Source organism: Streptomyces sp. NPDC107471 (assembly GCF_055582845.1).
Genome location: NZ_JBVJPC010000007.1, coordinates 1 through 14665 on the forward strand (window position 1 = coordinate 1; position 14665 = coordinate 14665).

Here is a 14665-nt window from a genome sequence, read left to right on the forward strand (position 1 = left end):
TGATGGCCGGGAACGGGGTATCAACATATCTGGCGTTGATTTTTGGCACGCTGTTGAGTTCTCAAGGAACGGACGCTTCCTTTGTACTCACCCTCCCGGGCTTTCCTCCAGGCGCTTCCCTTCGGTGTTCCAAACTCTATCAGTGTTTTTCCGGCCCCCTGACCACCGTTCTGCGGACATGCAGAAGATGATCCCGAGTTAGGGTCTGACAAGTTGGATGCTGCCGGGTCAGGGCACTCGATCGCGCCGCTCAGCCCCAAGCAGGAGTACGACTGTACACGGGGCCTCGAACGCCTTGCAAATCGCTTGGACTGGTGGTCTAGACCACCAGCCGGTATCTTCCGTGCGGAACCCTCAGTTCATCTGACATACGCTGCTGGACAGGGTCGTCCGAGACAGGCAGTGACGGCCCATGTACCCAGCTCCACCCCTGGGAGGCTTCCCATGACCACCGTGACGTCCCCTCTTGAAGGACGCGCCATCGGACTGGCCGCCGTGCCGGATCCGGTCTTCTCCGGGGCCATGGTCGGCCCGGGTACGGCGATCGATCCCGTGCGCGAACCGTCCGAGGCCGTCGCGCCCGTCGACGGTGTGATCGTCTCTCTCCACCCGCACGCGTTCGTCGTCGTGGACGAGCAGGGACACGGCGTCCTCGTCCACCTCGGCATCGACACCGTGCAGCTCAACGGCGAGGGCTTCGAGCTGCTGGTGAGCAAGGGCGACACCGTCACCCGCGGTCAGGCGATCGTGCGCTGGAACCCGGCCGCTGTGGAGGCCGCCGGCAAGTCCGCGGTCTGCCCCGTCGTGGCCCTGGAGGCCACGGCCGAGGCCCTCTCCGAGCTCCGCGACAACGGCGATGTGAAGGCCGGCGACAGTCTCTTCTCCTGGAAGTGACGCCAGTGCCGTCGTACGACGGCGAATAGGGACGACAACCACCGCGGCGGCGGGACCCGCCGCACTATCGGAGACGGGTGAGATGGAGACAACGCTGCGAGGCGTCGGCGTGAGCCACGGTGTGGCGATCGGCGAGGTTCGGCACATGGGAACGGCGGTCCTGGAACCGCCTGCCAAGCAGATTCCGGCGCAGGACGCGGAGCGTGAACAGGGGCACGCCCGCAAGGCGGTGGAAGCTGTGGCGGCCGACCTGATGGCGCGCGGCAATCTGGCCGGGGGCGAGGCCCAGGCGGTGCTCGAGGCGCAGGCCATGATGGCCCAGGACCCCGAGCTGATGGCGGACGTGGACCGGCGTATCGCCGTGGGCAGCACGGCCGAGCGTGCCGTGTACGACGCGTTCGCCTCGTACCGGGAGCTGCTGGCGGGTGCCGGCGAGTACCTCGCCGGACGCGTCGCCGACCTCGACGACGTGCGGAACCGTATCGTCGCCCGGCTGCTCGGGGTGCCCATGCCGGGTATCCCGGACAGTGACGAGCCCTATGTTCTGGTGGCGCGTGATCTCGCGCCGGCCGACACCGCTCTTCTGGACCCGACGCTCGTGCTCGGGTTCGTCACCGAGGAGGGTGGGCCGACCAGCCACAGTGCGATTCTGGCGCGGGCGCTGGGTGTGCCGGCCGTCGTGGCGCTGCCGGGTGCCGGTGAGCTCGCCGAAGGCACGGTCATCGCTGTCGACGGCAGCACCGGTGACATCTTCGTGAACCCGAGCGCCGAGAAGAAGGCCGAGCTGGAGGCCGCCGCCGCTGAGCGGAAGGCGGCGCTCGCCGCGTCCACGGGTCCCGGTGCCACGGCTGACGGTCACAAGGTGCCGCTGCTGGCCAACGTCGGTGGTCCGGCGGACGTGCCCGCGGCGGTCGAGGCGGGGGCCGAGGGTGTGGGCCTCTTCCGTACCGAGTTCCTCTTCCTCGACGACAGCAAGAACGCTCCCTCCGAGGAGAAGCAGGTCGAGGCGTACCGGCAGGTGCTGGAGGAGTTCCCCGAGGGGCGTGTCGTCGTCCGGGTGCTGGACGCGGGTGCGGACAAACCACTGGACTTCCTGACGCCGGCCGACGAGCCGAACCCGGCGCTGGGTGTGCGCGGTCTCCGGACGCTGCTGGATCACCCCGATGTCCTGCGTACTCAGCTCACCGCGCTCGCGAAGGCCGCCGAGGGACTTCCGGTCTACCTCGAGGTCATGGCCCCGATGGTGGCGGACCGTGCCGACGCCAAGGCCTTCGCCGACGCGTGCCGTGCGGCCGGGCTGCGGGCGAAGTTCGGCGCGATGGTGGAGATCCCATCGGCCGCGCTGCGCGCGCGGTCGATTCTGCAGGAGGTCGAGTTCCTGTCGCTGGGGACCAACGACCTCGCGCAGTACACCTTCGCCGCCGACCGTCAGGTGGGTGCCGTGTCCCGACTGCAGGACCCGTGGCAGCCCGCGCTGCTCGACCTGGTCGCGCTGTCCGCCGAGGCGGCGAAGGCCGAGGGCAAGAGCTGTGGTGTCTGCGGTGAGGCCGCGGCCGACCCGCTGCTCGCGTGTGTGCTGACCGGTCTGGGTGTCACCTCCCTTTCCATGGGTGCGGCGTCGATTCCCTATGTGCGGACGACTCTGGCGAAGTACACGCTGGCACAGTGCGAGCGTGCGGCGGCGGCGGCACGGGCCGCCGACAGTGCCGAAGAGGCGCGCGACGCGGCTCAGGCGGTGCTGTCGGGCGAGTAGGTCGCCGCAGTTTCGGCCGCCGACGTCGGGCGGTTTTCGGAGGGCGCTCCACCTGTGGGTGGGGCGCCCTCCTCGCGTTCAGTGGCTGTGACGCGGCTTCTGTCCGTCCGGGCCGAGGTCGGGAGGCACGCAGTAGTCGACGTTCGACTCCGGGGAGATCGGATCGCCGGAGTCGACGTCGGTGCAGTAGGCGTCGAAGACCTCTCCGGCGGTGAGGGGTTCGAGGCCGTCACCGCGCAGGCGCCAGCCGTAGACGCGGTCGGTCGTTCCCCGGGCGCTGGTGCGCATGACGAGTCCGCCGGGGCTGCGCGTGGCGATGCCGAGGGCGAGGACCGTGGTGAATTCGAGGGCCTCTGCCTCGTCGAGGTGGACGGATCCGTCGGTGTTCTCGTCGGAGTGGAGGACGGCTACCAGGGTTTCCGGGGTGCCGGTGACGCTGCAGACGAGGTGGTGTTCGCCGGGCAGGGCTGAGTCGAGGATCCGGACGAGGAGGTGCGAGGCGCGGGTGAAGGCGGCGCGGCCGATGTCCTCGCCGCAGGTGCCGCAGGTGCCGAGGCGGGCGAGGAGTGTGGTCGCGTACTCCCAGGTGGCCTGTCGGACGGCCTCGTCCACGAGGGCGGGGACGAGGTCGGTGAGGGGCTGGCCCTCGTACGGGAGCGTCGGACCGGAGTTGGCGAGTTCGGCGGTGAAGCGTGTGCGGCTGGACGGGATGTCCGGGTTGAGGCCCGTGTCCTCGCAGAAGTCGGCGTACTCCTGGGGGTCGAACAGGGCGACGGTGGTGTGGCTGCCCTGTGCCGCGCGGGTCCTCAGGAGCTCTTCGACCTGTTTCAGGTAGGTCGCGTGGTCGTCGAAGGTGAAGCTGCGGTAGCGCCGCATGGCGCGGAAGTCGTGCTCGTCGGTGAGCAGGCCGATGGTGCCGGCGATTTCGCGGCGCAGGACGCGTCGCATCGTCTGGTGGTCGGTGTGCGCCATGTTTCCCCCTGTGCGCAGTCGATCAATGCTCACTCACAGTAACCGGCGGCACTGACAACGAGGGGTGGGTGAGGCGTCCGCGAACCAGTCGGTGCTGAACTGCGCAGGTCAGAGCGAGGACAGTACCGAACAGGGCCCAGCCCGCCGGGCCGACGGCGATGGCCGCGGTGACCGTGAGTCGCCCGAAGGTGCGCTGCACTGACTGGGCGCTCGTGTGCAGTCCACGGCGGCAGAACTCCTACGGGGGTCGCTTCTCGGCCGGGCGCCGGGACGCGCTGTTGGAGGTGCTCTGGGAACACCCCGAGGTGCTGGTCGTGGAGAACGATCATGCCTCCGCCGTCGCCGACGCCCCCTGCGGACGCTGACCGGCAATGGGCTGCGGTCGTACGGCTGGTGGGTCGCCGCCGGGGCGCGGTTCCGTCTCTCGGCCGGTCCGGGTGTGCGGATCACGGCCGCCGAACTGGAGCCGGCCGACGCGGTGCGGCCGGCCTCGGACTTCGCCGAGCACACCGGCGAAGTCCGAGGCCACCTACGGTGTCAGGCGCGTTTGCGGGCCAGGTCCTCGTAGAAGTGCAGCAGGTCGAGGTTGTCGATGGAGCCCGGGTTGACCGCCTTCTCCAGCGGGGCGCCCTGGAGGAGGCGCTTGACGGGGACCTCGATGCGCTTGCCGGTCAGGGTGTGCGGGATGCCGGGGACCTCGATGACCTCGTCCGGGATGTGGCGGGGCGAGAGGTTGTCGCGGATGGTCCGCTTGATGCGGTCGAGGAGTGCCTGGTCGAGGACGGCGCCGGGGGCCAGGTGCACGAACAGGGGCATCCAGTAGCCGCCGTCGGGCTGTTCGATGCCGATGACCAGGGACTCCCTGATCTCGGGAAGGCGCTCGACGGCCTCGTAGATGTCGGCCGAGCCCATCCGGACGCCCTGGCGGTTGAGCGTCGAGTCGGAGCGGCCGTGGATGACGACCGAGCCGCGTGAGGTGAGGGTGATCCAGTCGCCGTGCCGCCACACACCGGGATAGGTGTCGAAGTAACTGCCGTGGTAGCGGCTGCCGTCGGGGTCGTTCCAGAAGTGGATCGGCATCGACGGCATGGGGTTGGTGACGACGAGCTCGCCGACCTCGTCGATCAGGGGCTCGCCGCTGGGGTCCCAGGACTGGAGGTCGGTGCCCAGGCTCGGCGCCTGGAGCTCGCCGATGTACACGGGCAGGGTCGGTACGGCGCCCGCGAAGCACGAGCACACGTCCGTGCCGCCGCTCACGGAGGCGATCCAGAGGTCCTCGCGGACCTCGTCGTGCAGCCAGCGGAAGCCGTCGGGGGGCAGCGGGGAGCCGGTGGTGGCCACGCACCGCACCTTGGAGAGGTCGAAGTCGCGTCCCGGGTGCACGTCGGCCTTGCGGCAGGCCATGACGTACGCCGCCGAGGTGCCGTAGAGGGTGGCGCCCGTGCGTTCGGCGACCCGCCACTGGGCGCCCGTGTCGGGGTAGCCGGGGCTGCCGTCGTACAGGACGACGGTCGTGCCCGTGAGCAGGCCGGAGACGAGGAAGTTCCACATCATCCAGCCCGTGGAGGTGTACCAGAAGAAACGGTCCTCTGGGCCCAGGTCGCAGTGCAGGCCGAGCTGCTTGAGGTGCTCGACGAGGATGCCGCCCTGGGACTGGACGATGGCCTTGGGCAGGCCCGTCGTGCCCGAGGAGTAGAGGACCCACAGCGGGTGCGCGAAGGGCACCTGTTCGAAGACCGGTTCCGTGTCCGCGCGCGTGAGGGCGTCCCACTCCAGGGCGCCCTCGGGGGCCTCGGTGCCGAGGAGCGGGATGTGGACGACGGCCCGCAGGGTGGGCAGTTCGCGGCGGAGTTCGCCGACCGTCGCGCGGCGGTCGTGCTCCTTGCCGCCGTAGCGGTAGCCGTCGACGGTGAACAGGACGACCGGTTCGACCTGCTGGAAGCGGTCCAGGACACTGCGGGCGCCGAAGTCGGGGGCGCAGGAGGTCCAGACGGCGCCCACGGCGGCCGTGGCGAGGAGGGCGACGACGGCCTGCGGGACGTTCGGGAGGTAGCCGCTGACGCGGTCTCCGGGCCGGACGCCGAGGGCGCGCAGTTCGGCGGCCAGGGAGCCCACCTGGCGGCGCAGCTCGGACCAGGTCACCGGGGTCGGCTCATGGGTCTCGTCGACGTGCAGGAGGGCGGGCTCGTCGGGGCGGTCGGTGGCCGCGCGCAGGGCGTGCTCGGCGTAGTTGAGGGTGGCGCCGGGGAACCACTCGGCGCCGGGCATCGAGCGGTCGCCGAGCACGCGCGCGTAGGGCGTCGAGAACCGTACGTCGAACCATTGGGTGACGGCTTCCCAGAACGGCTCCAGCGCGTCCACGGACCAGCGGTGGAGCGCCGCGTAGCCGCCGTCGGCCGGGGCGCCGTGGTGCTCGGCCGCCCACGCCTGGAACCTGGTGACCTGGGACCTGGCGATGCGCTGCGGATCTGGCTGCCAGAGCGGCTGGGGATTCTCGGTCGGCATGGGGGCTCCCGGACTGTGCGCGTCGTGTGCGTCTCCCGCGCACGGGCCAGGGGTGTGCGCGTGACGCGGCTGACAGGGACGATGCCATGTGATCAACTTCTACGCCAGGGTGCGCCCCACATAGTCCGTGTCGTGAAGATGTGGCCCCGGCACGGGTGAACGGCAGTTGAACGGCACGCGCGGGTGGGGCAGTGAGTGGCAGGGTGAGCAGCATGAACGGTCGTGACCTGGTGCGTTCGGTGAAGGCGGTCGGTTCGGCGGGGGCGCCCCAGGGCTTGCGTACCGTGCGTGCCGCGTGGCGCAGGAGGCGCACCGACGCGGTCGGGCTGCCGGCGCGGGGGGCCGAGCGGGCGCGGGTGCCGGGGCCGGTCCAGGACGCGGAGCCGGCTCCGGGCGGAGGTGTCGTCCGGTTCAGCCGCTCCGAGCTGCGGATTGTCGTCGCGGTGAGCGGGGCGGTGTTCTGGGGGTGGGACGGGGCCGGGCCGGAGCCGTCGTACGCGCTCGCGGGCCGTTGCCCGGAGCCGGACCCCCGGGCGCTTCTGGAGCCGGACAAGGACGGCGGCTGGCGGGTCGTGTCCGAGCGGGCCACGGTCGTGGTGTCGCGGCACGGAGCCGTCGAGGTGCGTACGCCCGGCGGGGTGACCCTGCGCCGGGATCTGCCGCCGCGCTGGTGGGAGCCGGTGGGCGGGGGCGAGGCGCGCTGGGTGCAGCGGTCGGAGGTGGCCGCCGACGCCCGGTTCTTCGGGCTGGGCGGACGGGCCTCGGGGCCTCGACTGCGGGACGGCACGTATCGGCTGTGGAACACCGATCCCGGCCGGGCCTTCGGTCCGGGGGACGATCCCCTGTACGTCACGATGCCGGTGCAGATGGTGGTGGCCGACGCCGCCACCCATCTGGTGTTCCACGACACCTCTTGGGACGGCACGGTGACCCTGCGGGAGGGCGAGGAGGGCGCCGGTTCCGGGCACGACCGGGTGGGGGTGTCCGAGCTGCGGATGACCGGCGGTCCGCTGCGCTGCTGGGTGATGGTGGGCACGCCCGCGCGCGTGCTGCTCGCCTGGGCCTCGCTGACCGGTGCGCCCGCGCTGCCGCCGTCCTGGGCGCTCGGCCACCATCACGCCCGCTGGGGCTTCGGCAGCGAGCAGGAGGTGCGGCGGATCGTCGCCGGCTACCTGGAGCGCGGGCTGCCGCTCGACGCCGTCCATCTGGACATCGACCACTACGACGAGCACCAGGTGTTCACGGTCGACCAGGAGCGCTTCCCCAAGCTGCCCCAACTGGCCGGGGACCTGCTGCGGGACGGCGTCCGGCTGGTGTCGATCGTCAACCCGGCCGTCAAGGCCGCGCCCGGCAACGCCGTCCATGACAGCGGGACGGCCGCGGACGCCTTCGTGCGGGACGCGTCGGGGCGGCTCGTGGAGGGAGTCGGGTGGCCCGGTGAGGCGGTCTATCCGGACTTCACGCACGCGCGTGTGCGTGCCTGGTGGGGCCGTCTCTACCAGGAGCGGCTCGCGGCGGGATTCAGCGGGTTCTGGCACGACATGAACGAGCCCACGTCCTTCAACGCGTTCGGTGAGTCCACCCTGCCGCGGTCGGCGAGACACGCCCTGGAGGGCCGCAGCGGGGATCACCGGGAGGCGCACAACGTCTACGCGCTCTGCATGGCCCGGGCGGCCTACGAGGGGCTGCGCGAACTGGTGCCGGACGAGCGGCCGTTCCTGTTCTCGCGCTCCGGATGGGCGGGGCTCCAGCGGTACGGGGGCACCTGGTCCGGTGACGTGGCCACCGGCTGGCCGGGCCTGCGGGCCTCCTTGTCGCTCGTGATGGGACTCGGGCTGTGCGGGGTGCCGTACTCGGGGCCCGATGTGGGCGGCTACGACGGGCATCCCTCGCCCGAGCTGTATCTGCGCTGGTTCCAGCTCGGCGCCTATCTGCCGTTGTTCCGTACGCACGCGGGGCTGCGGGCCGGGCGCAGGGAGCCGTGGGCGTTCGGCGCCGAGGTGCTGGAGCACGCGCGCGTGGCGCTCGTGGAACGCCGGCGGCTGCTGCCGTACTTCATGACGCTCGCGCAGCTCGCCCGGCGCACCGGAGCGCCCTACGTACGGCCCCTGTGGTGGTCCGCGCCCGAGGACCGCGCCCTGCGGGACTGCGAGGACGCCTTCCTGCTCGGTGACGGGCTGCTGGTGGCACCGGTGCTCGATCCCTGCGGGGACCGGCGTGCGGTGCAGTTGCCGCGGGGGCGCTGGTACGACACGGCCACGGAGCAGGTGTACGAGGGGCCGGGACAGGTCCTCGTCGACGCTCCGCTGTCGCGGATCCCGGTGCTCGCGCGCGCGGGTGCCGTCATTCCGGTGCAGGGGGACGACGGCCGGACCGTCCTGGAGGTGTGGGCGCCCGCCCGGGGGCGGAGCGGGGGCGGGCTGGTCGTCCGGGACGCGGGCGACGGCTGGGACGAACCGGAGATCGAACGCTACGTCGCCCGCTGGGAGGGCCGGAAGGTGGTCGTTCAGCGGGAGGGCGAGGACGGCTTGAGCGAGCCGTCCCACCCGGTGCGGTTGCGCGGGCTCGGAGCGCGCTGAGGCTCAGACGTAGCGGCCCTCGAACCAGGCCCGTACGGCCAGCGTGTGCAGCGGGAAGGCGAGCTCCTCCGGCCTGCGCAGCAGGTGCCAGCCCTCCGTCTCGTTCGTGGCCGCGGACTGCGGGAGGCCGTCGGCGGGCCGCTCCGGCAGCATCCCGAACAGCAGCAGGTGGCCGTCGGGCGAGCTCAGGGCGTCGATGAGGCGTACGTCGCGGCTCGCGGCGTCGATGCCGGTCTCTTCCTTGAGTTCGCGGACCAGGGCGTGCCGCCAGTCCTCGCGGTCGTCGATGTAACCGCCGGGCAGCGCGATGCCTCCGCGCGCGGGGGCCACGGTCCGGGTGATGACGACCAGGGCGGTGCCCTGTGTGTCGTACACGGGCTGGAGTGCGACGGCGACGGGCAGGGGGTTGCGGTACGCGACGGTGCCGCAGACGGGACAGGTGCGGGGCCAGCCCGCGACGCCCTCTCCGTAGGGCGCTCCGCAGCTCGAACAGTGGGAGCCCGGCGCGGAGTTGGGGGCGGAGTGCTGAGTTTCGGACACGCCGCGGACTGTATCCGATCATCAGCGCTCCGGTTCCGTTGGGCCCTCTGCCTCTTCGCGGCCGCCCGTGCGACACTTCTGACGTTCCGTCAGATCCGGTCCGGGGAGGGGCTTTGCCGCGTACGCGTACACCTGTGGTCACCGGATGGTTCACCGGCGACGGGGACGACTTCAGGCTTCTGGGCACCCGCTGCTCCGCCTGCGCGTCGGTCTTCTTCCCGCGCGAGGACGGCGGTTGCCGCAACCCCGGATGCGCCGGGGGCGATCTGGCGGAGATTCCCCTGTCGCGGCGCGGGCGGATCTGGTCGTACACGGACAGCCGCTACCGGCCTCCGTCACCCTATGTGACCGATCCGGAACTTCCGTGGGAGCCGTACACGTTGATCGCTGTGGAGCTGGCCGCCGAGCGGATCGTGGTGCTGGGGCAGGCGGTTCCGGGGGTGACCGCCGCCGACCTGACGGTGGGCGCGGAGGTGGAGGTCGTCCCCGGGGTGCTCCACGAGGACGGGGAGACAGTCTGGACAACGTGGCGGTGGCGGCCGACGGGGGTGACGGCATGACGGGCGAGGTGGCGGTGCTCGGCGCCGGCATGCACCCGTGGGGCAAGTGGGGGCGTGGTTTCGTCGGGTACGGCGTGACGGCGGCCCGCGCGGCGCTGGCCGACGCGGGTCTCGAGTGGCGGGAGATCGGTTCGATCGTCGGCGCGGACACCGTGCGGGGCGGCTATCCGGGCTACGTGGCGGGGGCGACCTTCGCCAAGGCGCTGGGATGGCAGGGGGCCCGGGTCGCCAGCGTGTACGCGGCGTGCGCGTCCGGAGCGCAGGCGGTGGCCGCGGCGCGGGCGCAGATCCTGGCGGGGCTGGCCGACGTGGTGCTCGTGGTGGGCGCCGACGCCGCCCCCAAGGGGTTCTTCCGGCCCGCGGGCGGGGACCGGCCCGACGACCCGGACTGGCTGCGGTTCCGGGTCCTCGGCGCGACCAACCCGACCTACTTCGGGCTGTACGCGCGCCGGCGGATGGCCGTGCACGGAGACACCGTGGAGGACTTCGCGCAGGTCAAGGTGAAGAACTCGGCCATGGGCGCGTTGAATCCGTACGCGCGCTACCGGAAGCGGGTCAGCGCGGAAGAGGTCGCGGCCTCCGCCGTGGTGGCCGATCCGCTGCGGCTGCTCGACATCTGCGCCACCTCGGACGGCGGGGCGGCACTGGTGCTCTCCAGCCTGGAGTTCGCCCGCCACAGGGGTGTGGCCGAACCGGTGCGGATCAGGGCGGTGTCGACGGTGACGCCGACGTATCCGAACACGGTGCTGGACCTGCCGGACATCGCGACGGACTCCACGGCCGCGGTGGAGCCCGCCGCCGGGACCTTCCGTGCGTCGATCGCCCGCGCGGCCTACGAGGAGGCGGGTGTCGGCCCGGAGGACCTCTCCCTCGCCGAGGTCTACGACCTGTCCACCGCTCTGGAGTTGCAGTGGTACGAGGACCTCGGGCTGTGCGGGGAGGGTGAGGGCGCGAAGCTGCTGCGGGAGGGGGCGACTGCGGGGGGCGGGCGCATACCCGTCAACATGAGCGGCGGACTCGCCTCCTTCGGCGAGGCGGTGCCGGCCCAGGCGATCGCCCAGGTGTGCGAGCTGACTTGGCAGTTGCGGGGCGAGGCGGGTGACCGGCAGGTCGAGCACGCGCGCGTGGGGATCACCGCGAACCAGGGGCTGTTCGGGCACGGGTCGGCGGTGATCGCCGTGCGGTGAGCGGTGAGCGGTGAGCGGAAGGCCGCGGGCTGCGGGCTGTAGGGGCGCCGTTCGGGCCCGGAAGAGTCTGCGGGGCTAACGGGCGGGCGCCGTTCGGGCCGGGGAAGGCCTCTGAGGGCGACCAGCAGGCACCGCTCCGCCCCGGAAAGGCCCGAGGGGCGACCAACGCGGGTCACCGTTCCACCCAGGCAGGGCCTGAGCGGCAGACCAACCAGGTGCCATTCGCCCACAGAGGGCCCGAGAAGCAACCAGCAAGGCACCGCTCCACCCCGGAAGGGTCCAGACAGGGCCCGGTCGGCCCCGCGCCCCTCGGGCGAAGCCCTTCGGCGGTCGGCGCAACCCGTGTGGTCGGCGACCTTGACGCTCTCCTGGGCCCGGTGAACACTTCCGGTGTCGGTCGACATCGCCGTACATTCTCGGCGTTTTAGGCACCACGCCGCGAGCCCCCCACGGGCGATTCGGCCGCGACGGCACGCTCGTCGCGGACGCCGGGCGGGGCGCGGGATCCTCCCTGCCCTTCGGCAGTCCGCCAAGGGAACCGCAACCCTGCACGGAGGACCGGGGCGGGAGAGCCCCGGGCCAGGGCCTAGGAGCCGCCATGAGCAACGGAGACGTATTCCTCGGTGAGATCATCGGCACGGCGATCCTGATCCTCTTCGGCGCCGGCGTGGTCGCCGCCGTCGTACTCAACTACTCCAAGGCCAAGGACGCCGGCTGGGTCGTCATCGCGTTCGGCTGGGGCTTCGGCGTGCTGGCGGGCGCGTACACCGCCGCGCCGCTGTCTGGCGGGCACCTCAACCCCGCCGTCACCCTCGGGATCGCCGTCGACACCGGCGACTGGGACCAGGTGCCGGTCTACATCGCCGGGCAGATGGTCGGCGCCATGCTCGGGGCGGTGCTGTGCTGGCTGACCTACTACGCGCAGTTCCGGGCCAACGCCGAGGAGGAGCTCGCCCAGCCCACGCTCGGGATCTTCTCCACCGCGCCCGCGATCCGCAATCCCGTGGCGAACCTGGTCACGGAGATCATCGCGACCGTCGGCCTGGTCCTGCCGATCCTGGCCTTCGGGCTCACCAAGGGGCTCGGCGAGTCCGGCACCGCGGTCCTCGTCGTCGCCTTCCTGGTGGTCGGCATCGGTCTGTCCCTCGGCGGACCCACCGGGTACGCCATCAACCCGGCCCGCGACCTGGGACCGCGCATCGTCCACACCCTGCTGCCGATCCCCAACAAGGGCACCTCGGACTGGGGTTACGCGTGGATCCCGGTGGTGGGGCCCCTGATCGGCGGGGCGCTGTCCGGGGTGATCTTCAACGCAGCCTTCTGAACAACACCGTCCTGTGCAGGAACCGACGAAGGGGACGTCATGACGGACAAGTTCGTCGCCGCTATCGACCAGGGCACCACCTCGAGCCGCTGCATCATCTTCAACCAGGACGGCGCGATCGTGGCCGTCGACCAGCGCGAGCACCGCCAGATCTTCCCCAAGCCGGGCTGGGTGGAGCACGACGCCACCGAGATCTGGTCCAAGGTGCAGGCCGTGGTCGCCGGGGCGATCGCCAAGGCCGGGCTGCGCGCCGACCAGCTCAGCGCCCTGGGCATCACCAACCAGCGCGAGACGACGGTCCTGTGGGACCGCGCGACGGGCAAGCCCGTGCACAACGCGATCGTCTGGCAGGACACCCGCACCGCGGCCCTGACCAGCCAACTCGGTGGCTCGGACGGGCAGGACCGGTTCCGCGAGCAGACCGGACTGCCGCTGGCCACCTACTTCTCGGGGCCGAAGGCGGCCTGGCTGCTGGACAACGTGCCGGGGCTGCGCGCGCGTGCCGAGAACGGCGAGATCGCCTTCGGCACCATCGACTCCTGGCTGATCTGGAACCTCACCGGCGGCACGGACGGCGGCCGCCACGTCACGGACGTCACCAACGCCGGCCGGACCATGCTGATGAACCTGGAGACCCTCCAGTGGGACCGGTCCATCCTGTCCGCGATGAACGTGCCCGAGGCCGTCCTGCCCGAGATCAGGTCGTCCGCCGAGGTCTACGGCACCGCGGTGGGCCAGCTCGCGGGCGTGCCCGTGGCGTCGGCCCTGGGCGACCAGCAGGCCGCGGTGTTCGGGCAGGCCTGCTACGACGTGGGCACGGCGAAGAACACCTACGGCACGGGTTCCTTCCTGCTGCTCAACACGGGCAACCGGCCGGTCCCGTCGAAGAACGGGCTGCTGACGACGATGGGCTACAAGATCGGCGGCGAGGCGCCGGTCTACTGCCTGGAGGGCTCCATCGCCATCACGGGCGCGCTCGTCCAGTGGTTCCGCGACCAACTCGGCATCATCCGGACCGCCGACGAGATCGAACCCCTCGCGGCCAGTGTCGAGGACAACGGCGGCGCGTACATCGTGCCCGCCTTCTCCGGTCTGTTCGCGCCCTATTGGCGCTCGGACGCGCGCGGGGTCGTCACCGGCCTCACGCGGTACGTCACCAAGGCGCACCTCGCGCGGGCCGTGCTGGAGGCGACGAGCTGGCAGACGCGCGAGGTCGTGGACGCCATGTACCAGGACTCCGGGGTGCAGATCACCACCCTGAAGGTGGACGGCGGCATGACCAAGAACAACCTGCTCATGCAGCACCAGGCGGATGTGCTCGACGTGCCGGTGGTCCGGCCGATGGTCTCCGAGACCACCTGCCTCGGTGCCGCCTACGCCGCCGGGCTCGCCACCGGCGTGTGGAACGACCTGGACGAGCTGAAGTCCCACTGGCGCAAGGACGTCGAGTGGACGCCGGACATGGAGGCGTCCGTGCGTGACCGCCAGTACCACAACTGGCGCAAGGCCGTGGAGAAGAGCTTCGGGTGGGAGGAGGACGGCGAGAACTAGGCACGCGCGCGTGGTGCCGTCCAGCCGCGGCCCGTACCCCTGTCGGCGGGGGTACGGGTCGCTTCCCGCCTCAGGTGGTGACGGTCTGGCGGCGGCGCGCGGAGTACGCCATCGCGTGCTGGACCACGCCCACGAGCACGTCCTTGACCGACTGCTTGTCCCGGGCGTCGCACAGCAGGACCGGTACGTCCTCGTCGAGGTCGAGGGCCTGCCGTACGTCCTGCTCGGGGTAACGGATCGCTCCCTCGAAGCAGTTGACGCCGACGATGAACGGAATGGAGCGGCGCTCGAAGTAGTCGACGGCCGCGAAGCAGTCCTCCAGGCGACGCGTGTCGGCGAGCACGACGGCTCCCAGGGCGCCCTCGGAGAGCTCGTCCCACATGAACCAGAAGCGTTCCTGTCCCGGTGTGCCGAACAGGTACAGCACCAGGTCCTCGCGCAGCGTGATGCGTCCGAAGTCCATGGCGACGGTGGTGGTCCGCTTGCCCTCGACACCGCTGGTGTCGTCGACCGGACGCCCTGCCTCGGTGAGCAGTTCCTCGGTGCGCAGCGGCCTGATCTCGCTGACCGCGCCCACGAACGTGGTCTTGCCCACGCCGAAGCCGCCGGCCACCAGGATCTTGAGCGTGACGGGCTCGACCGGGGGCTTGCCGCGCTCAGAACGCCCGAAGATCATTGGTCTCTTCTCCTGCTAGCTGGGGGTGTTGAGGCGGCGGGCCGTGGCCTCCGCCGCCGGAGGTCTCGCTGACGCCGACATCGCGGGGGCCGGGGTCCGCCGTCGCCGCGGTGCCGGTGGGGCC

12 protein-coding genes are annotated in these 14665 nt (G+C 71.4%); 8 read left to right on the plus strand and 4 right to left on the minus strand.

Annotated features, from left to right (window positions below; all coding sequences use genetic code 11):
• Positions 1-444: 444 nt before the first annotated feature.
• Complete coding sequence (locus ACZ66S_RS23500; RefSeq protein ID WP_469903494.1) at positions 445-894, plus strand: PTS sugar transporter subunit IIA; 450 nt, start codon at positions 445-447, stop codon at positions 892-894.
• An 82-nt stretch (positions 895-976) separates the two neighbouring features.
• Complete coding sequence (gene ptsP / locus ACZ66S_RS23505) at positions 977-2647, plus strand: phosphoenolpyruvate--protein phosphotransferase (protein WP_469903495.1); 1671 nt, start codon at positions 977-979, stop codon at positions 2645-2647.
• 78 nt (positions 2648-2725) lie between these two features.
• Here the strand turns inward: ptsP and ACZ66S_RS23510 are convergent, their stop codons facing one another.
• A complete protein-coding gene (locus tag ACZ66S_RS23510; protein ID WP_469903496.1) occupies positions 2726-3619 on the minus strand; it encodes a hypothetical protein in 894 nt (297 codons plus the stop codon).
• Between the two features lie 167 nt (positions 3620-3786).
• On the opposite strand from ACZ66S_RS23510, the gene ACZ66S_RS23515 reads away from it, so the two are divergent.
• Entirely contained in the window at positions 3787-3984 is a 198-nt protein-coding gene (locus tag ACZ66S_RS23515) for a hypothetical protein (protein WP_469903497.1), read from the plus strand.
• A gap of 172 nt (positions 3985-4156) precedes the next feature.
• On the opposite strand, the gene ACZ66S_RS23520 is transcribed toward ACZ66S_RS23515, so the two are convergent.
• On the minus strand, positions 4157-6124 hold the full coding sequence (locus tag ACZ66S_RS23520; RefSeq protein ID WP_469903498.1) for an acetoacetate--CoA ligase: 1968 nt from the start codon (positions 6122-6124) through the stop codon (positions 4157-4159).
• A 212-nt stretch (positions 6125-6336) separates the two neighbouring features.
• Between ACZ66S_RS23520 and ACZ66S_RS23525 the strand changes: the two genes are divergently transcribed.
• Complete coding sequence (locus ACZ66S_RS23525; protein ID WP_469903499.1) at positions 6337-8703, plus strand: glycoside hydrolase family 31 protein; 2367 nt, start codon at positions 6337-6339, stop codon at positions 8701-8703.
• Positions 8704-8706: 3 nt separating this feature from the next.
• On the opposite strand, the gene ACZ66S_RS23530 is transcribed toward ACZ66S_RS23525, so the two are convergent.
• Entirely contained in the window at positions 8707-9243 is a 537-nt protein-coding gene (locus ACZ66S_RS23530) for an NUDIX domain-containing protein (RefSeq protein ID WP_469903500.1), read from the minus strand.
• 134 nt (positions 9244-9377) lie between these two features.
• On the opposite strand from ACZ66S_RS23530, the gene ACZ66S_RS23535 reads away from it, so the two are divergent.
• From ACZ66S_RS23535 to glpK, 4 genes are all read left to right on the plus strand, one after another.
• The gene (locus ACZ66S_RS23535) at positions 9378-9803 is read left to right on the plus strand and encodes a Zn-ribbon domain-containing OB-fold protein (protein WP_469903888.1); all 426 of its coding nucleotides are present in this window, start codon (positions 9378-9380) and stop codon (positions 9801-9803) included.
• Positions 9800-10990 (plus strand): lipid-transfer protein, encoded by a 1191-nt coding sequence (locus ACZ66S_RS23540; RefSeq protein WP_469903501.1) that lies wholly within the window; start codon positions 9800-9802, stop codon positions 10988-10990. The genes ACZ66S_RS23535 and ACZ66S_RS23540 overlap by 4 nt, the downstream gene beginning before the upstream one ends.
• A gap of 598 nt (positions 10991-11588) precedes the next feature.
• Entirely contained in the window at positions 11589-12314 is a 726-nt protein-coding gene (locus ACZ66S_RS23545) for an MIP/aquaporin family protein (protein WP_469903502.1), read from the plus strand.
• Between the two features lie 39 nt (positions 12315-12353).
• Complete coding sequence (gene glpK, locus ACZ66S_RS23550) at positions 12354-13865, plus strand: glycerol kinase GlpK (RefSeq protein ID WP_469903503.1); 1512 nt, start codon at positions 12354-12356, stop codon at positions 13863-13865.
• Positions 13866-13935: 70 nt separating this feature from the next.
• Here the strand turns inward: glpK and ACZ66S_RS23555 are convergent, their stop codons facing one another.
• The gene (locus tag ACZ66S_RS23555) at positions 13936-14541 is read right to left on the minus strand and encodes a GTP-binding protein (RefSeq protein WP_469903504.1); all 606 of its coding nucleotides are present in this window, start codon (positions 14539-14541) and stop codon (positions 13936-13938) included.
• Positions 14542-14665 lie beyond the last annotated feature (124 nt).

Excerpts from the sequence above, each read along its gene's own strand:
- ACZ66S_RS23525 (WP_469903499.1), top strand. The coding sequence starts at position 6,337 with ATGAACGGTCGTGACCTGGTGCGTTCGGTGAAGGCGGTCGGTTCGGCG.
- ptsP (WP_469903495.1), top strand. The coding sequence starts at position 977 with ATGGAGACAACGCTGCGAGGCGTCGGCGTGAGCCACGGTGTGGCGATC.
- ACZ66S_RS23555 (WP_469903504.1), bottom strand. The coding sequence starts at position 14,541 with ATGATCTTCGGGCGTTCTGAGCGCGGCAAGCCCCCGGTCGAGCCCGTC.
- ACZ66S_RS23500 (WP_469903494.1), top strand. The coding sequence starts at position 445 with ATGACCACCGTGACGTCCCCTCTTGAAGGACGCGCCATCGGACTGGCC.
- ACZ66S_RS23510 (WP_469903496.1), bottom strand. The coding sequence starts at position 3,619 with ATGGCGCACACCGACCACCAGACGATGCGACGCGTCCTGCGCCGCGAA.
- ACZ66S_RS23520 (WP_469903498.1), bottom strand. The coding sequence starts at position 6,124 with ATGCCGACCGAGAATCCCCAGCCGCTCTGGCAGCCAGATCCGCAGCGC.
- glpK (WP_469903503.1), top strand. The coding sequence starts at position 12,354 with ATGACGGACAAGTTCGTCGCCGCTATCGACCAGGGCACCACCTCGAGC.
- ACZ66S_RS23540 (WP_469903501.1), top strand. The coding sequence starts at position 9,800 with ATGACGGGCGAGGTGGCGGTGCTCGGCGCCGGCATGCACCCGTGGGGC.
- ACZ66S_RS23545 (WP_469903502.1), top strand. The coding sequence starts at position 11,589 with ATGAGCAACGGAGACGTATTCCTCGGTGAGATCATCGGCACGGCGATC.